General features: G+C 38.4%; 19 protein-coding genes and 2 pseudogenes. 16 read left to right on the top strand and 5 right to left on the bottom strand.

What is annotated here, in order from left to right; all coding sequences use genetic code 11:
• Window positions 1-51 precede the first annotated feature (51 nt).
• Complete coding sequence (locus LEP1GSC185_RS09985) at window positions 52-846, top strand: hypothetical protein (protein WP_008596679.1); 795 nt, start codon at window positions 52-54, stop codon at window positions 844-846.
• Here LEP1GSC185_RS09985 and LEP1GSC185_RS09990 read toward each other — a convergent pair.
• Window positions 832-1,386, bottom strand: a complete 555-nt coding sequence (locus LEP1GSC185_RS09990; protein WP_008596690.1) for a hypothetical protein — start codon at window positions 1,384-1,386, stop codon at window positions 832-834. The two genes, LEP1GSC185_RS09985 and LEP1GSC185_RS09990, sit on opposite strands and share 15 nt — an antisense overlap.
• Before the next feature lie 628 nt (window positions 1,387-2,014).
• Here LEP1GSC185_RS09990 and LEP1GSC185_RS10000 point away from each other — a divergent pair.
• The 8 genes and pseudogenes from LEP1GSC185_RS10000 (at window position 2,015) to LEP1GSC185_RS10030 (ending at window position 7,315) form a co-directional block, all read left to right on the top strand.
• Window positions 2,015-2,365 (top strand): hypothetical protein, encoded by a 351-nt coding sequence (locus tag LEP1GSC185_RS10000; protein ID WP_008596663.1) that lies wholly within the window; start codon window positions 2,015-2,017, stop codon window positions 2,363-2,365.
• 58 nt (window positions 2,366-2,423) lie between these two features.
• Window positions 2,424-3,497, top strand: a complete 1,074-nt coding sequence (locus tag LEP1GSC185_RS10005; RefSeq protein ID WP_008591907.1) for a DNA-methyltransferase — start codon at window positions 2,424-2,426, stop codon at window positions 3,495-3,497.
• Between the two features lie 64 nt (window positions 3,498-3,561).
• A pseudogene (locus tag LEP1GSC185_RS20170) lies at window positions 3,562-3,858 on the top strand (ParB/Srx family N-terminal domain-containing protein); the annotation flags it as partial.
• 186 nt (window positions 3,859-4,044) lie between these two features.
• Window positions 4,045-4,485, top strand: coding sequence for a helix-turn-helix domain-containing protein (locus LEP1GSC185_RS20175; RefSeq protein WP_232298445.1), 441 nt, complete (start codon window positions 4,045-4,047; stop codon window positions 4,483-4,485).
• 77 nt (window positions 4,486-4,562) lie between these two features.
• Complete coding sequence (locus tag LEP1GSC185_RS10015) at window positions 4,563-4,898, top strand: hypothetical protein (RefSeq protein ID WP_008591875.1); 336 nt, start codon at window positions 4,563-4,565, stop codon at window positions 4,896-4,898.
• A gap of 13 nt (window positions 4,899-4,911) precedes the next feature.
• A complete protein-coding gene (locus tag LEP1GSC185_RS10020; protein WP_008591880.1) occupies window positions 4,912-5,493 on the top strand; it encodes a hypothetical protein in 582 nt (193 codons plus the stop codon).
• Window positions 5,462-6,904 carry a PBSX family phage terminase large subunit gene (locus tag LEP1GSC185_RS10025; RefSeq protein ID WP_008591891.1) on the top strand — a complete coding sequence of 481 codons (1,443 nt, stop codon included), beginning with the start codon at window positions 5,462-5,464 and terminating at the stop codon, window positions 6,902-6,904. The genes LEP1GSC185_RS10020 and LEP1GSC185_RS10025 overlap by 32 nt, the downstream gene beginning before the upstream one ends.
• 102 nt (window positions 6,905-7,006) lie before the next feature.
• Window positions 7,007-7,315, top strand: coding sequence for a hypothetical protein (locus LEP1GSC185_RS10030; protein WP_008591903.1), 309 nt, complete (start codon window positions 7,007-7,009; stop codon window positions 7,313-7,315).
• Here LEP1GSC185_RS10030 and LEP1GSC185_RS20255 read toward each other — a convergent pair.
• The gene (locus LEP1GSC185_RS20255) at window positions 7,312-7,440 is read right to left on the bottom strand and encodes a hypothetical protein (protein WP_008591874.1); all 129 of its coding nucleotides are present in this window, start codon (window positions 7,438-7,440) and stop codon (window positions 7,312-7,314) included. The two genes, LEP1GSC185_RS10030 and LEP1GSC185_RS20255, sit on opposite strands and share 4 nt — an antisense overlap.
• Here LEP1GSC185_RS20255 and LEP1GSC185_RS20180 point away from each other — a divergent pair.
• The 4 genes and pseudogenes from LEP1GSC185_RS20180 to LEP1GSC185_RS10050 all read left to right on the top strand — a co-directional run.
• Window positions 7,389-8,315: pseudogene (locus LEP1GSC185_RS20180) on the top strand (hypothetical protein); the annotation flags it as partial. The gene LEP1GSC185_RS20255 and the pseudogene LEP1GSC185_RS20180 overlap by 52 nt on opposite strands.
• Window positions 8,316-8,948: 633 nt before the next feature.
• Window positions 8,949-10,055, top strand: coding sequence for a hypothetical protein (locus LEP1GSC185_RS10040; RefSeq protein ID WP_008591856.1), 1,107 nt, complete (start codon window positions 8,949-8,951; stop codon window positions 10,053-10,055).
• A 46-nt stretch (window positions 10,056-10,101) separates the two neighbouring features.
• Window positions 10,102-10,509, top strand: a complete 408-nt coding sequence (locus tag LEP1GSC185_RS10045; protein ID WP_008591830.1) for a hypothetical protein — start codon at window positions 10,102-10,104, stop codon at window positions 10,507-10,509.
• Window positions 10,509-12,857 (top strand): ParB N-terminal domain-containing protein, encoded by a 2,349-nt coding sequence (locus LEP1GSC185_RS10050; protein ID WP_008591893.1) that lies wholly within the window; start codon window positions 10,509-10,511, stop codon window positions 12,855-12,857. The genes LEP1GSC185_RS10045 and LEP1GSC185_RS10050 overlap by 1 nt, the downstream gene beginning before the upstream one ends.
• Before the next feature lie 238 nt (window positions 12,858-13,095).
• On the opposite strand, the gene LEP1GSC185_RS10060 is transcribed toward LEP1GSC185_RS10050, so the two are convergent.
• Complete coding sequence (locus LEP1GSC185_RS10060; protein WP_008591908.1) at window positions 13,096-13,563, bottom strand: hypothetical protein; 468 nt, start codon at window positions 13,561-13,563, stop codon at window positions 13,096-13,098.
• A 646-nt stretch (window positions 13,564-14,209) separates the two neighbouring features.
• Window positions 14,210-15,070: a hypothetical protein gene (locus LEP1GSC185_RS10065; protein WP_008591822.1), complete on the bottom strand. Its 861-nt coding sequence runs from the start codon at window positions 15,068-15,070 to the stop codon at window positions 14,210-14,212.
• Window positions 15,071-15,120: 50 nt separating this feature from the next.
• Here LEP1GSC185_RS10065 and LEP1GSC185_RS10070 point away from each other — a divergent pair, with 50 nt between their 5' ends.
• From LEP1GSC185_RS10070 to LEP1GSC185_RS10080, 3 genes are read left to right on the top strand one after another with little or no spacing between them, the layout of a single operon-like run.
• Entirely contained in the window at window positions 15,121-15,444 is a 324-nt protein-coding gene (locus LEP1GSC185_RS10070; protein WP_008596657.1) for a hypothetical protein, read from the top strand.
• Window positions 15,437-16,411 carry an MvdC/MvdD family ATP grasp protein gene (locus LEP1GSC185_RS10075; protein ID WP_008591876.1) on the top strand — a complete coding sequence of 325 codons (975 nt, stop codon included), beginning with the start codon at window positions 15,437-15,439 and terminating at the stop codon, window positions 16,409-16,411. Before LEP1GSC185_RS10070 ends, LEP1GSC185_RS10075 begins: the two co-directional genes overlap by 8 nt.
• Entirely contained in the window at window positions 16,401-17,042 is a 642-nt protein-coding gene (locus LEP1GSC185_RS10080; RefSeq protein WP_008591860.1) for a hypothetical protein, read from the top strand. Before LEP1GSC185_RS10075 ends, LEP1GSC185_RS10080 begins: the two co-directional genes overlap by 11 nt.
• A 27-nt stretch (window positions 17,043-17,069) precedes the next feature.
• Here LEP1GSC185_RS10080 and LEP1GSC185_RS10085 read toward each other — a convergent pair whose 3' ends face one another.
• The gene (locus LEP1GSC185_RS10085) at window positions 17,070-17,672 is read right to left on the bottom strand and encodes a hypothetical protein (RefSeq protein WP_008591810.1); all 603 of its coding nucleotides are present in this window, start codon (window positions 17,670-17,672) and stop codon (window positions 17,070-17,072) included.

The raw sequence follows: 17,672 nt of genomic DNA on the forward strand, positions 1-17,672 counted from the left end.
TTTATATTCCTGACTTTGACGATTGCTTTCTGGTGCTTCTTGCTATTTGTGATGGAATTGCCTCTTCCATACTGGCTAAGAATTCCTTTAATTAATGCGCTTCCTATTCCTACGCTTTTCTTGCCCCTCTGTTTTAATTATATTGTACTGAATTATATCCGTCCGTATGATTTAGTTTCCATTCCGATGCCGCTTAGAATATTCCATACGATTTCAATAGTTGCTTTTTCAGTCTATGCGGTAATCGGTATTGGATCCCCATACGAATTAATTGGAAACGAGGTCATGTTTCGAGGCGGAACCATTCATTATCTTTCCCTTGTTTATATCTATGGTACTTTAACCGGGGGCTTGACTCTAATAGTTAGGAATATGCTTAGAGGTAGTTATTTTGAAATTTTACATTCTATATTTCTTTTTGCAGGTATTTTGTTAGGTGCAATTGTATCTTCGATATTTGTGTTAATTCTTCCTTTAGCCGCGGACATTAATTTGCATTCCCTTGGAGCAGTTGGTTTGTTATTTTTCCTGTGGTTTACATGGGTGCCAATCGCGCATTATCGACTGTTCAATCAGGCGCTTCCAGATTTTGGTCGTGATATCAGAAGTCCCAAGTTTTCAAATATGATCTTGGAGTTTAATAGAAAGATTCTTCAAATTATAAACCCTGTTGATTATAAAAAAATGTGTGATGAATATGAGAAAGCTAAGTTGAGGGAATTGAAAGAAAAAGTGGAGAACATTCAAATTTCTTCTCTATCGATTTTCTTTTCGCATGGAAAACAAGGTCCTTTGAGATTTATAAGATCAACGTCCGAACGGATCTCTAAATTATTTTTTGGCTGATTTTTCTTCTAGCTTCTTTTTGAAGTGTGCTTTTTCTAGTTTTATACAATAACGCATACAATTTTCTCGCTCGTTATTGGGCAAATCCAAAACAATAGATAGTAACGACCATAACTGATTATTGTCATCTGTAAGTTGTAGTTCCGAGGCAATTCTTCCAAGAAGATCCAATTCGCCTTCTTTTAAGTTTTTGCATAGGTAGAACATTCTTGCAAAATTCAAATTCTCTTTAATGGATTTAGACAATCTTAGGGAATTGATGTCTTTATCAAACAAAGAGATCATCTCCGCTGCAGAAGCTTTCCAGACTCCCTTGCCTTTTGAGATGAATAGTTTTGAAATAGATTCTTTTTGGAGAAGACGGTCTAGAAAAGCTTCTGGTATAGCGGAAGCATTACGGCTATATCGATAGATAGTTGATTCACTTTTGTTGTGCTTTTTTGCAAATTCGGAAATTTCTTTATTGGAAGAGTATCCTTTCATTCGAAGTGCATACATAAACCGCCTGCCGATAGTGTCTAATTGTTCTTTAGAATTCATTTGCCTTTCGTCGACCCCTTTCTGTCATAATGACAAAAAAAATATAAAATCTGGCAAAATGAAAGAGTTTTTCTGATTGCTTGAAAAGAAAAAATTGAAAGATGAAGGCTTTCTAATATTTCCTGTCAGTCCCACAGGGGGTTGAAAAATATTCGATTATGGGATATTTTCAGAGAAATTTGTATTTTATAAAGTAAATAATACAATTCTGGCTTATTCTGTTTCCCTTGAATAGGAGTTTCTAGTTTAGAAAAAAGGCTTAGGGAACAAAGAGAAAGAGAATTGAAATTAATAATAAATCTTTGTCTTCCATTCCAATTAAAGGAATTGAAGGGGGTCTTATGCTAGAAGTTTTATTTGGATTGATATCGATAATTGCCGGTTTTTTCCTAATTTATTTTGTAAGCAACCGCATTCTAAGCAAAGAGAAAACGGAAGAGTCGATCTTGAAAAGAGTGAATAAACATTACCCGGAGAAAAAAGTTTCGGAGAGATAGAGGGCATTTTTAAGATTTCCAAAAAGTTTAGGGAATAGAAAAATTCTAAAGTACCTCTGGACGATAATATTTGAGTCTCGGTCGTAGAATTTAAAGACAAAAGGCGAACTACCTTTTGGAGAAGGACTGAAATGTTTGGATCAACCAGAGAAGAATATCATATATACCAGCACATCAAACGTGATTTTGATCGTGAGGCATGGGGAGCAACGGGCCGATTCTTTGCAGGGGCTTCAGCAAGAAGCCTTGCTATCAAAGAAGCAAAGCGGTTACAAGAGGAAGCGAGTCCGGGGGTAGAATATTCAGTCCAAATTCATCTATTTGGGATAAATGGAAATCACCGGCCTTGCAAAATAAAAATCTGGAGAAATGGGATCGAATATGAAATCCCGAAAGATAAATTCCAATCTCAATCAAATTCGTTTTCTCGCACGAAAGAAGAAACTACTCCAAAGAATTCACTAGAACTAGCCTACCGATAAACTGAAATAAAATACATTTAGGGAAGGGGAGGGGAAAGTAATCCCCCTTTTACTTCCTATGATAAAGACTCCTGCCGACCTGCAAAATAAAGTAATTGTAGGAGATGCACTTCAAGTTCTTCAAAAAATCCCCAGTAATTCTGTCCATACAGTGATCACATCGCCTCCTTATTTTAATTTAAGGGACTATGGAATGAAAGGTCAGATCGGACATGAAAACACACTCGAAGAGTATGTGGAAAAGTTAGTCCTTGTCTTCCGTGAAATTAGGAGAGTCCTAAGAGATGATGGAACTGTTTGGATAAATTTAGGAGATTCATATAATAGCAGTTGGAAAAATAAAAGAAACGTAGATTCCTGGGACAGAAATAAAGAATTTGGAAAAAGAGTTACTGAACCCTCCAAGCTTACTGGTGCTCCAAGAATTGAGACACTAAAAAGAAAGAATTTGCTTGGAGTGCCTTGGAGAGTGGCTCTTGCATTGCAGGCCGATAGCTGGATACTCAGACAAGATATTATCTGGCATAAACCAAGCACTAAGCCTAACCCCGTTCAAGATAGATGTGTAACAAATCACGAATACATTTTCCTATTATCTAAGAATCCCCTGTATTTCTACGATTTAGAAGCTGTAAGAGAACCGGCCGATACAACAAATCCAAATCACCCAAGCTATCGACCAAAAGCATTGGAGAAAAGAAGAAGTCGTATCTTAAATCAAAATACCAAATATAAAACGAACTTTAAGACAGTTTTAGAAACACGCAACAAGCGCTCTGTTTGGACAGTAACAACAAAAAGATTTAAAGGAGCGCATTTCGCAACTTTCCCTATCGATTTAATTGAACCGTGTGTGAAAGCTTCGACTTCGGAGAAGGGTGTTTGCGGTAAATGCGGAGCTCCTTGGGTTCGAAAGAAAAAGAAATTGGACGCGTGGGAAAGGGGATGTACTCACAAAGGACCGATCAAGCCAGCACTGGTTTTAGATCCCTTTGCTGGGGCTGGGACAACTGCGCTCGCCTCTAAGAAGCATGGTCGCGATTATTTGCTAATCGAGTTGAACCCAAAATACGCAAGCATGTCCCGAAGACGAATTAAAAAATACCTTAGAGGTTTAGATAAGGTTCCCTAACGAATTTCAATAAGCAAAACGCAGATTTCAGGACTAAAAATGCACTTTTTCAAATTAGGAAGTGGTGCAAGTCTCGAATGATCTAGAAGATCCTCAATTAAGAAACAATGAAAGAACTCGGATAACGGTTTCACTACCAGTAAGTTCTCTTTTTTTTCATCCAAAGAATGAAGAGCTTTTTGGAGTAAAGTCGGAAGAAACAATCTTCTCCTTAGCCGAAGATATTCGAATCAATGGACTCCAAGAACCAATCTCGGTTAAACCAACACCCGGGAATAAGTATTTAGTTTTATCAGGAGAAACAAGAGTCCGGGCAATTCGCCTTTTGGGTTGGGAATTGTGTCCGGGATACTTAGTAAGTCCGAAGGATGAACTTTCTTATCTTATATCTAGAAATGCAGGGAGACTACAGTTAGTATTTTCAATACGGCTTCGAATCTATAAAATCGTTTGTCCAGATTTCTTAGAAGGAAAGAAGATTACACAGAATAGACTTCTAGCCGTTTCGAAGAGAACGAGAATATCAATTGCGACTCTCAAGTCAGACTTGAAAAAGATTCGAAAAGGTGATGCGAAGGAAGTAACGATAGAACAGCTTCGAGAACTTTGGGATAAAAAGAGAATAAAAAATGTCCGAGTGAATATTTCGGATATGGGTGCAAGTGGTTTTGAACTTCAAATTCTCGGAAAGAACATTGAGTATAAATTTGGTCCGGGGAAATTTAAGAAAGTAGTACGAGAAGCAGCGGAAGCAGCACAGTCCGTATGGTTCGAAAAGAATTACAAACAGTCAAATTTAGAAACGGCCGGCCGAATTCGAGAAATAAGAAAAGAAGCCAAACTTACACAACTGCAGTTAGCTCAGCTTTTAGGATATTCTCAAAGTTATTTCGCGGAGTTAGAGGGGGGAAAGTGGGAATGCTCGAATACTCTCTTTAATGATATTTGCCAGGTCTGTGAAGAATATATAGAGAAGCGGGGAGGGTAGGGGTGATCCCAAAGAAATCCGTTATTCTTAACTTGGAAATTGCAGGGAACTTAAAGCTTTGAGAATAACTTCAGCGAATGGAAGAAATCTTTGCATATACGATCGTTTCCTTATTAATTATTTCTATTATATCAACCTTTGTATTTGGATTTATTGCGGTTCGAACCTTGTTGAAGCTCCGTGAAATTCATCTAAAGGCAACCGGTGTAATGGTTCCATGCACATTTCGAATCTTCGGGGACGAAGAATACTTCGCTGTAAAAGCAGACGATCTTATAGAAAATAGCAAAATTAAAGACGAAGAAGAAATATCCTTTTTTAGCGAGGATGAGTTAAAAGAAAGAATCCAAATGCTAATTCAAGAAGACTTTAAATTACCAAGAGAAAGAAAGGCTGGAGCATTGAACCTTTAGCAATGCAAGGAGAATGGTTTCCAAGCCCAAGAATACAAAATCAAAAACACTCAATCCTCAAAAACTGGATAAAGTAAAAGCCGACTATTTAAAAGGTCTATCCAGAGAAGAAATCTGTTCCTTATACAAAATCACATACAAACAATTAGACCACTATATTAGATCTCAAAACTGGAATGAGAAAAGACGGGAAATCACGAGAAAAACCGAGGAAAAATTCGCGGATTTAATCGCTGATTCGAAAGCCCGAGCGCTCGCAGAAATGAATGAAGAAGCGAGAGAGATTATTCAAAATTGCATGAAAGAATTTAGGAACGCCTCGAATTGGCAGACTAAATTTTCCACCGATGATAACGGACGAGAGACAATCACAATACCATACGCTCAATTGGCTGCTTTAGGAAAGCTTTGGAGAGATGCTTGGAATCGAAGACTTAGGTCACTCGGTGAAGCAGATTCGATCAAGGATGTATCTGACTTTCAGGGAGAAGCTACAAGACCAATCTTACAAGTACTTACGATGGTCGGGATAAAACCAGAGGCGGTGGAGAAGGTGATCCACCGTGCGGGGCAAGTCTCAGACAAAGAAGACTGAATATAAAGATCTTGAGGTTAAAGAGGAAAACGATCTTACAAAGTATTTCTCTCCAAAACAAATCACCGCTCTTATAGAGGACTGGCAAAGCGATCTTATACAAGAGATTTGTTACGACGGAGGCGCAAGAAGCGGAAAAACTTATCTCATAGTTAAAGCAATTATTTCCAGGGCATGGCTTAGTCCTGGTTCAAGACATTTAATTGCACGGTATAGACTAAACCACCTTCGAATTTCTGTTTGGAGACAAACCCTTCTTCCTTGCTTGAAGGAAATGGGGTTTATCCGTGGGAGAGATTACGAACTAAACGAATCAGAATTTCTAATACAGTTCTCAAACGGTGCAGAGATCTACGCCGCCGGTCTAGATGACTCAGACCGCGTGGAAAAGATCATGGGGACCGAGTTCAACACGATCTTTCTGAACGAGGCCACTCAGCTTTCCTTTGCGACCTTTCAAAAAATGAAAACAAGGCTCTCGCATGTTAGAGAGGGCCTTACAAACAAAATGATCGTGGATTGTAATCCTAGGAATCGTTTTCACTGGATCTATCGCTACTTTGTACTAAGACAAGATCCTGAAACAGGCGAGGCACTTCCGCTTCGCCGGATGCAAAGAATCGCAAGGAGGCACTGGACTCCTTTAGATAACCCATTCATTTCAACAGAATACAAAGAAATGCTCTCAGAGCTTACGGGAGTTGAAAGGGACCGTCTTTACTTAGGGGAGTGGGTAGACACTGAGGGCCTCGTTTACGGGGGATTTGAATCTGCAATCGTTGAACCATTCACAATACCGAAGCACTGGGATTGTGCAGGTGCGGTTGACTTTGGATATACGAACCCGTTTGCGTTTCTTTGGCTTTATTATGATAAGTCGAACGAGACTTGGTATTTAGCAGATGAATACTATGTAAGAGAAAAGACAGTCCGAGCACACTGCGAGGAATTAAGAAAGAAACGAAGACCAAATCTCTTTATAGTCGCAGACCACGACGCGGAAGACCGGGCCACAATGGCCGAGTGCGGGTTTCCGACGGTCGCCGCTGATAAGGATGTAACGACTGGAATCCAAGCAGTTCTAAAACTTCTTTTTTCAACGAAGGGAGTTAAACTTCGAATCTTTAGAAGCTGTGTCCATATCATAGAAGAACTATCTGTATATTCTTGGGAACCAGCCAAGGAAGGAAAAAATACAAAAGAGATTCCAATCAAATACCTAGACCACGCTCTTGATGCACTAAGGTATTTTGCACTTAAGATCGTAGGAAATAAAAGAAGAATTGTTACAAGGGAACTAGATAAGATAAAAGAAGAGAAGAAGGCAAAAGGAAAAACGTTGTCAGACATTCGATCCGATCGACTGAGTAAAATGGGAATCGATCCAGGTCTATTCTTAGGGAAGTCCTAAGAATTTTTAAAGAAATTGTAAAATCCGAAGAATCTCAACGAACCGATACAAAGATCTTATCTTACGATTTGGAAAACATCTGACAAAAGAGGAAATACATCCATGTCCGAAAGTTCCATAGCTCCTACAAGTATCGAGTTGCACGATGAAATAGAAGTTCCTTTTCCAAAGGGAGAAGTCGTTGCGAACAATGAATCTAATTCGACCACTATTAAATCGAAAGAAAAAATCCAAGGTGGGGGAAGAGATACAAGCTTGGCTCAGGCCGTAATGAGTCTTTCCGAAGAGGATAGGCAGTCTATCGATGATAGTATAGTTTCCTCCGTTAATAGCAAACAGGACAGAGATACAAGATTACAGATTTTCTGCTGGAAAGTCCAAACCCTTCTATTGAAACAAAAATTGATTTAAAAGAAAAAGGAATCCCCAAATGCAAAGGGAGTCACCTTTTTCAGATTATAGAGTACTTCGAGAGCTGCAATACATGTGGCTCTTTTATTTTCTAAGTCTGCAATGGAATTTAATTGGAAACTCATCCCAAGCGATCCGAATTGAAATCAGGAAAGCAAACTGGATGGATGCTATTGGATCTATTCGCAGAAAGTTCTTCGGCACTCTATTGGATCGACCAAGGTTCTTCGGTAAAACGATCAATGTAAAACTACCCGAAAGCCCATATTCGAATAAAGAAGAACGAAATAAAATTAGAAGCTTAGAGTTTCCCGAGGGGATCATCTCTCGCGATGAATTAGAAGAAGCAGACCAGGGGGTATTTGATTTCCTGGCCCAAGATTGGAATCGGATTTATAAAGAGGAAAGGGATAAAGCGACGATCCTCGGTTATATTGCGGAGTATTTACTCGGACAAGGAGAAGATCCAGACGAGTTAAAAGCTATGTCTATCCCTGAGTTTTCGCAAAAAGCAAAGGAATATAATCTTCCAGGTCTTGAGGACATCGACGAATTGGAAGAACGAACCGGACTTACTCGCGACCAAACTTACGCTTTAATCTATGGTCAAGCTAAGGGAGCCGAATGGCTAGCTATTTATGATAAGAACGGACAGAGAAGCGGAAAGGCGTATGATCTGATTACCAGAATGTACCGTGAACAAATCGCGGAAGCTCTCGTTCGGGGATCCACGATTTCAGATATTCGGTCCCTCATGGTTTCGCCGGATGACGACGAGATAAAGGAAGCTTTCGGTTTATTTGAAGAAGGTATAAGCGACTTTCAAAGGAGTCTACGAGAAAGGAGGTATGAAAAGTTAGTCACAGACCATCTAAACCGGGAAATGCAGAGATTCGCTTTCACCGAATGCAGTATCAATTTCAATAACGGGAAATTGTTGAGGCTTGTAAATGAAGGAGGAAGAGAGGCTCAATACGTTCAATTTACAAAGGGTTCGTATGCTGTAGACAGTAGTTCTCATAATCACTCGCCTGTTTCTTGCAGAAAGTGTATAGAAATGCTTGGTCAAGTTGCCCGGTTATTTCCTTCGGAAGATTCTCTTCGGGACAAAGAGTATATGAGGTCCCTTGGGCTTATATGGCTTGGCAGAGATCAATTTTTTGGAGACTCAAAGACTACAACAGCGGTATGGCCTGGAAAAACGAATGCTGAACGTTCTATGGACGAATGGTGGTTATGCTGTCCTATGCACCCAAACTGTTCTTGTGTTTATGAAGATCTTGGCGAAGAGATTTCCGAGGACCAGACTGAAATCTCGGACGAAATCCTAAATATATTCGATTCCGGACAAAGAAGAGAGAAAGAGTTTCAGGAAAGATCCAGAATTCGTTATGAAGCCGACCTGGAAGCAAATAGAGAGGCAAATCGTCTAGAAAAGATATACGGCCCTATTCACAAGGCTGGAGTTTATGAAAACGGACTTTGGGAAGAACCAACATGTGACCATTTACCCGAGGAATCTACTGATCCTTGGCTATGCTCATACATTGATTGGAGAGATGCGATTCTGAAGTTAGAAAAAACCTAATTTCAGATCTTTTCCGATAATCTGGAGATTCGGTATTTTCTCTGTATGAAAAAAACCGGCCTTGGTGGCGAAACACCTTTTCCAATATCGACAAAACCCAATATGTTCACTCCTCTTAGTAATGAGGAGTTACTGACAAGAAGAGGTGAGTCTGCTCTTTGGTATCGGCTAAGTCCTTGTCCATGTCCAAGTGGAGATAAAACCCCAGACTGCCCCTTTTGCTTTGAAGGCCAGATCCGAACCTTTCAAGAAGACTTAGAAATACGAGAAGAAGTGTCCTGGAAGGTTTCTGGAAGTTCTATCTGGACCCGTTATTCTCCAATTTCCGAAATAGAGGAAGCGATACTTGTAACGAGAGGTGAAAGAAGACCTCTACACATTAAGGATATACAAAGCGAATATTTCAATGTCGAAGAAAACCTCAAATATTGGAACATTGTAGAACTTAAATATAAAGTTTCGATGCTCGAGGAAACAGTCATTGAAGCGATTGGAGACAATGACTTTACTCTCTTTCCAAAGCTTCCTGACGGTGTGATCGTCGATGTTTTAGAGACTTACAAGATTGAAGTGGATGGAAGATCCACTCGAGTCAAGCACACTGCTTTCTCCTTAAATTCTATCACCTTTGCAAATAGAACAAACGGTTTGTATCGGATAAGAATTCGGTATTTCTCACCGATAAAAATTGCATACAGAACTTTCAATGTAGATAATAGAAAGGCTTTTGAAAAAAGCCAGATCCATTTCCAGGACGGTGAGCTCATGGGAGTTATTGGTTCCGGCTACCGCCTTGGTCAAGGAGATATATTCACGCTGTTAAAATCGACACTACGACACTCGGATTTTGTTCAACCTACGAATAAAGAGATCGATCGTCTTTCTTATTCACCTATTGCTTATATCGATAGTGTAATTTCAAAAGGACCAAACGGACTAATTGAACATAAGAAGGGTTTGGAATACGTTCAGTTCGGAGATTCTAAGATTCGCTGGATCGACGATAAGCCAAGGAATGGATACACTGTAATATATGATTATTTCCAAACTTTCAGGGTCACTGGATTTATCGAAGCCGGTTCCGGAGAAGATCGACCTAAGCCCAGAGTATTTAAAATGAAACCAGTTCCTAGTTTTAATGCTCGGGAATAAATCAATTTTGGAAGGGAATAATACTTTTACATTTTAAATTTGATGGATGGCTTTTATTGCTTCTATTCGAAATTTCCTAACTAAAGCGGTTCTATTTATCAAACACCTTTCGGGTTTTGTTGTCTTTCTCATCCAGATGCAAAGACTTTCATACCGATTATGGATTGGCAAATTAAAGTTCCAAACTGCTCCGCTCGCTCACATTATCGCTGTTTATTTCGATCCTGAAAAAATCAAAGATCCATATACACTGTCCATTGAAATTGAGCGTTCAATTAGGGAGCCATTCGAACGAATCCACGGATTTCCTCCTATCGTCATTTTCATTCCCGAAGGATTGTCGATTGAGACCGGATTCTTTGAAGACTTTGTTCGGTCTCTAAATCCTAAACAGAGAAATGAATTCAAAAACGCTCTCTATAGAGCCAAGGACATTGAAATAGTTTCTGCCTAATGCAAATTCTTTCTAAGGAGGATATAACTCCGGAACTTGCAGAGACGATCCTAGACAAGATCCACCTCGCTTTAACTAAGGAAAACCCCGATTGGCAAGAGATCGCCATGTCGGACGCGGTGACTGACGAGGATGAGAATTCTCTAAATTCATCGAGTAGGAACGCTCTGCATAAGGTTCTATTGTCTTCGGATAAGGAATTAGACAAAGAAGCAAAATTATCACTTTCAAAAGAGTTTAAGAAACTCAAATCCAATTTCTTATCTCAGTATTTAAAAGCTTGGGCAAATTACGAAATTGATCTACCCGTTGAAAAAGCATTTCTTCCTTACTTAGAATGTTTGGACGTTCAAAAATCCACTTTCACCGCTCAGATACAAACAGGACCGCGAAAGAAAATTCCAAATCTATCTTATAGAGGGCTAGAAATCCTTTTACAGAGAAAGAAAGGTTCACCTATTTCCGGAACAGACTCGAAAGGGAAAGCTTGGCATAAAAGAACTTCATGTGATTTCGGAATCCTTGAAAGAAGTAAGCCAGATGGAGAAACGGATTCCATTGGTGTTTTTGTAGGCCCGAATCCTAATTCCGAAACGGTATTCGTTGTAAATGAAGTTCTTTCAGATACTACTTTCGATGTTCACAAAGCGATTCTCGGTTTTAAAGATGAGAAAGAAGCTAGAACGGCTTACCTTTCTAGTTCAGATAAGACTGCAAAAGAGACCGGTTCTATCCTAAAACTCTCTTTCTCTCAATTCGTAAAATGGATTGAAATTGGAGATTTTTCCAAAGAGTTACAGAACCCAGAACTAGAAATAAGAAAATCAGAATTACAGTGCCTTCGTTCATCCGTTGACTTGAGCGATACATTTCAATCAGGGCAAATCTATATTTCTAAATCGGCTTTGTCTGCTGAACTAGTCCGAAAACCAATTCAAGTCCATACAAAACACGGAACCTACATTTCTAATCGGCTTGTGCGAAATGGTGAGCTCGAGCCTAAATCTGTTCCAAGAAGTATAGAAGAACCTGTAAGTAAAAGAAAACGAGGAAGACCGAGTTTTCCTGAAGGTCACAGACGAGTTTGGAGCGATGGAAAAGAAAGGGAGAAAACGCAAACAGGATGGAAGTTAACTCGAGCATCCTCACAGGTCGGAGAAGTTGTACAGAAAACGAGAAAGAAGCGGGAAAGCGTACAGTCTAAGCCTTCGAAAGGAGAAACGGTTCCTCCGACTGCTCTTTCATTCTCACAAATAAGAACTATAAATCAGTACACAGATAAAAAGGATTACGATAGAAAACAAATCGAATCTTTAAAAGTTCGGATAGATCAAGATGGCTATGACCCAGCTTTTCCAATCGTTGTCGATAAGAAAGACGGCGTTTGGACTGTCGTTGCGGGCCATCACAGATTCGAGGCTGTCAAAGAACTCATTGAGGAAGGAAAACTACCATCCGTCTTTAAAATTCCCGTAGTTACAAAAGAATTCGCTTCCGAGAACAAAAGACTCGCCGCCCAGGTCGCAGAAAACCATAGGCGCAGCGTTTTACCAACCGATGAAGCAAAAGCCTACGGGAAAATGCAGGAGAATGGTTGGGACGCTAAAACTATATCGCAAGAACTTGGAATTTCTGTTGGAGAAGTAAATAAGAGACTAGCTTTAAATAACCTAACTCCCGATCTATTTGCACTAGTTCAAAAGAAAGACAGATCCTTGCCTTTGGGTGTCGCTGAAACCATCGGCATGTTTGCCACTGACGCGAATGGTAAACCGAATTCTACGATTCAGATCAAAGCGTTTAAATGGTTTGTAGAGAACAGAAACAAATATCCCGGAAAAGGTCCAGCGGTCGTCCAGGAATATATAAAAGAATTACAATCCGGCGAACTGGAGAATTTCGATTTTGATAACGTAGCTACAGATATTCAAAGAGAAGCCCTACGTTCAATCGAGTCTATGGACAAAGCAAAAGCGAATCAGAAAATGTTAAATGTCATGCTCGATTCTCTTTCCAAAAGTTACCAGCGGATCCTCGGGGATAATATAAATTCTCTTTCACAATCCACTATGAAAGAACTGGCCGCCTCTCTGGCTCTTACAGCAGAAAAAGGGGTAAATTCTTCATCAGTTCTTGGAAGATTGGACGTAATTATCCAAGATCTTTCGATTATTAAAGATTCTATTCAAAGCAAAATGAGAGAAATCGAAGCCAATGCTTCTATCCCGACTTTGTTTGCTCGGTCTTTTCTTGCCGATATAGAATTTACAATCCAGCTTGCAGAGGAAATCCGGGTAGGTGAGAAAATTCAAATTCTAAAAGCAAGGTTACAGAGTATTGCCGCATGAGTAAAGAAAGGAGTAATCGAATTCATCCGGAAGTCTTTGAACTTCGAGCTATATTTACAGAAGCCATAGCTTTCAATCAACTCACGCACAATACTTTTGATACAATCTTTTCAGACATAGATAGGGTTTATAAAGAACGTGATAAATTTCGGAGATTTATCTCTAAACGAGAGTTACTTGGAGATTTTCAAAAGGAAGACCAATTTGGTGATCTGGATTAAAATTCTTTTTCAATATTCTAATCTAAAAGCCCTGAATTTTTTGTAAGGTCCTCTGAAATTCTCAGAATACTCCCGATCGTAGTCGCTGCCTCATTTACGGATTGGTTTGGATCAGCACCGCTTAGAATTTTTCCAAATGCCATTTGGGACATTTGTTGAAAAACTAGCGTTTGATTTAGGTTTTTAAAATTGGAAAGAAACTCTTTCGTTTTATTTAAAATGTCTTCTATTATGTTACTAGCTTCTTCGATCGCTTTGTTCGGGTCAGCACCACTTAGGATTTTCCCAATTGCTATTTGAGATAATTGCTGAAATACTAGTGTTTGATTTAAGTCTTTAAACTTCGTCGCAAATTGTTTTGATTTACTCAAAATGGAATCAATTGTTTTCTTCGCCTGCTCGGTAGATTCTTGTTCACTAAGTCCACGATGTATTCCGTTATGGGTTAGTTGAGAAGCTTGTTGGAAAATGATTTGATCTAGCATGTTATTACCTCCGCAGCACGACATTTTTATTCACCTATTACCACTTTGATAGCGGACAAGATTCGTTCTGAAATTTTGTCTTTTCTCGTACGAAACAAAAGCAAACAGAGCACTGCTCTAATTTCGGGATTAATTTCCACAGCATTTCGCAAGAGAGGCATATTCCCAATCTTTTAGAAGCAATCGAATCAATACTTTTAGGGAACTGGTCAGGCAAAGAACTGTCCTGGTATTGTGTATTCGTTTATAAGCTCCCAATTCATAAATCGGTAATGATAAACTTTGTATTTTGTATACCAGTTTGGAATGTGACAGCTATTGCATGAATGAATACAGCAAGTTGAAATACAACACTGTACGAACTGACTTCCATCGAAGCAAAGAGTTAAGTGGGGTGTTTGAGTATATCCCGAAGGACAAGAAGGACATGTGAACCAAGGCCCTAAATTAAAACAGTGATTTAATCCTCCGCATATATTACAGTCCGATACTATAGTCCCGTTGTCGATATGCTCACTAACAACATGCCATTCATCACCAATGGAATATGATCCCGAAGGAAATACATCATATCTATCACTTCCTAAATTCCCCACCCAATGTCCTGATGCTCCCGAGATAGGGGAGACGGGTCCATTAGGTGGGGTTACCCGAAAGGGTACCAGTTTTCTCCGTTTTTACTCCAATACGCATATATTCCTTGGGTTCGAAATCTAATTTGTGTATCATCGAATCCAGGGCTTGGAGATGTTCGTAAGAACTGCTTTTGTTCCATTCTTTGAAAAAGCCAGTTTATAGCATCCGCAAGTGATTCTTGGTTTAAGATTCCAGGATCTAAAGAAACATCAATCCCAATCAGTCCAGGGTCATATACTGGAAGAATTCTTTTTATTTCTGCAATCGGCCCGTCAATTACTGATCTTTTATATGAAAGTAATCCGATCCTTCCATTCGTTACTTCCGGAAGCCCGGGTGTGTTTACCCATTTCTCAAAAAGATTAATTCGATATGATTTTCTGGTCGGTCCTGTTCCAGGTTGGAATCTTTCGGACTCTGTATCCCAAAACATTAAGGTACTCTGATCGGTTAGGGACTCTTCCAGTTGGATTTCAAATATTCCCTCTAAAGAACCTGAAGTGGGTGTAATGGAGACTTCAGGGAATCGAAATACTGCGTCCTGTCGGATAATGAGTCCTGACTCTACTGTAATAATCGTTGGGTTCGTATTTGGGATCTTGAATCCAATTGCAGTATCCGTTAGACGTCCTATAGTCGCGAGGAGGGCAGTAAGGAGAGCCGGAATTCCGGAATTCTCGGGGGTTGCTCCGGACAACCGATTTATATCCTCAGCTTTAATTTTTTGAAACTGGTTTTGGAAATATACTTTTACTTCGTTTCCGTTTAAGGGAATTTGGGTTTCGTTCGCCACAATTGGTATATTAACATTAGGTAAAATATCGGCTAATCCTAAAAATTGTTCTTGAGTAGCATAAGCCCATTGATTCATTATATTCTAAATTCTTGCATAATTTCGAAAAGTGAAGGATAAAAAATCTTATGAAACCGCTAATTTTTGATTACGCAATATCTCAACAGGATACTCCTTGGCCAAATTTAAAGTACGATCGGGATCTAGGGTTGAATTTCGTAAACAATAATAAGTTCGTAGATTTGTTTTCTTCGTCGTCAGCTTTAATTACAAAAACAAATACTCGGAGAGAAACAGATGACGATTTACAATCAACAGATTCTATTAACTCAATATTTTACATAGCAACTAAGACGGACACAATTAAAGAGACAGATGATGAATTGAACAGTTTTCAGAAATCTTTATATTTATTAACCAAAACAGAACAGAGAAGAGAAGAAGATGAATAATGTCCTTATCATCACGAATAAGGAAGATATCACTGTAGATTTTGTTATCAGTAGATTAATCGAATTGGGAGTAAATTATTTCAGATTTAATACTGAGGAAATAGGTTCGGAATTATCTATAAAGATACATTCTGTTAACTTTGGAATATCGATATATGACAATATAAAGAACAAAGAGATAAATTTATCCTATTTCGATTCGGTTTACTATAGAAGACCTAAGCTACCTATAATTCCAATTAATACAAGCCCAGGTGAAGCTTTGTTTTTATCGCAAGAAATAACTGTAATATTGGAATATGTGAATCTATCCTTAGCTAACAAGAAATGGCTAAATACAGTCTCCGATCTTAAGAGAGCGGAAAATAAATTAAATCAACTAAGAATTGCGAAGGAAATCGGATTCAATATTCCAGAATCTCTGGTTACGAACATCCCAGAAATAGCCCAAAAATTTATTTCAGATCAAATAAGTGCTATTATAAAGCCGCTAAAAGTTGGGCTGATAGAAGAACCTAATGCTAATTCAAAAATTGTTTATACAAATGAAATTAATGATAAATTTATAGCCAATATAGATAGAGTATCGGTTTTTCCTGTTTATATTCAAAGAAAGGTTGAAAAAGCATTCGACATTCGGGTAACTATTGTAGCCGAAGAAATTTTCGCTGTATCCATCGACTCACAGTCCAATGAATATTCTAGAACGGATTGGAGAGCTGCAAAGGAAATTTTACCACATCAAAGCATTGATCTTCCGGAAAAAATACAGAAGTTCTGTTTTAGTATAATGAAATATTATAATCTTAATTTTGCAGCTATCGATTTGGTTCTAAGTAATGATGGGGAGTATTATTTTCTCGAAATAAATCCAAATGGTCAATGGGCATGGATAGAGCAATTGACAAATTATCCAATTAGCCAGTCGATAGCAAATTTCTTAGTAATTAATAAGAATGAAAGATAGAATTTGCAAAAGTATAAACCTTATTTGGCCTTTGCTATTAGGGGAAAAGAATCATTATAATAAATTTTTAAGCGAAGATGCTCTGAAATCGAAAAGAATAAATGAAAAGGATGTAGATAGAGCTATTAAAATGTATGAATTGCAAAGAGATAGAATTAAGACAATTGAGTCTAAATCGATCGTATTTATTGGATTCTTTGCGAGTATAGTAGCAATTATAGGAATCGCAATAAGGGAAATTATTCAATTAAAGGATAAAAGCATTTCAGATTATATTTTAATGATACTTGCTGGCATATTAATGGCTTATACATCTATGATTATTTTGTATGCGATAAGGGCTCTAGAAAGAACAAGCTATAATAGCCTAGATGAAAATGATATTTTAGAAAGTGGTCAAAGGCAGAAATTCATTTCTATAATTAATAAAGTAAAAAGAAATTATGATGCCATCAACGACAAAGTAGACTATATGAGTATGGCTCAAGAATTTGCAAAGAAGATTATTATATTAATTATCATTATAGCATTAATAATTATTATCTTTGGAATTATTCAATCAACGAAATTAGTAAGCTTAATTTATGAATATTATATTTACGAATCCGAAATATCTTCGTGGTTAAAATAATTCGGATAAAAGAAAGGAAAAACAAGGCTATGAAGTGATGAAAATGCCGAAATAAACAATCGTCCCGGCCACTTTTATTCGATTGAGTTTTATAAACAGTAAGCCTGATATTTTTGTTGGATCACTAGTCAGAACTAAAGTAAACCCCCGATCAGGTACTAGGATCGCAGAAACTCCCTTTGTCCCTGGACCAGGACGAGCAATCTCCAAATCCAGTGCAGATACATCTGAAGCAAAACCAAACTCATCGGACCTTAAAACAAAGAAGTCAGGTGATGGAAAGATTTCGGAAATTTTAGGAGTGGTCGATTGATTGGATAGGACGTATCCAATAATATAACCTATAAATTCCTCATCACTTAGGCTAGCAGGCCGAGCAATCCCAAGAAGATCCGCCCAATCTTTTAGAAAAGTCGATTGTGCATTAGAAAGAGTAGAAGAGTTTGCAGCTAGTTCTTGGTATCTTAAATGCCATTCTAAGGCGTTGAAAATCGCTCCCTTATTAATATCGTTTATGTTTGTGATTGGATTAAATTCAGGACGAGAAGGATCAACGAATAGATCCTTGAAAGATGGATCTGTGGCGTTGAATTGAGGAAGATATTCAATAAGAAGGTTTTCTCTTTTCAT

Origin of the sequence: Leptospira licerasiae serovar Varillal str. VAR 010, assembly GCF_000244755.1 — a bacterium.
Taxonomy (GTDB): Bacteria; Spirochaetota; Leptospiria; order Leptospirales; family Leptospiraceae; genus Leptospira_B; species Leptospira_B licerasiae.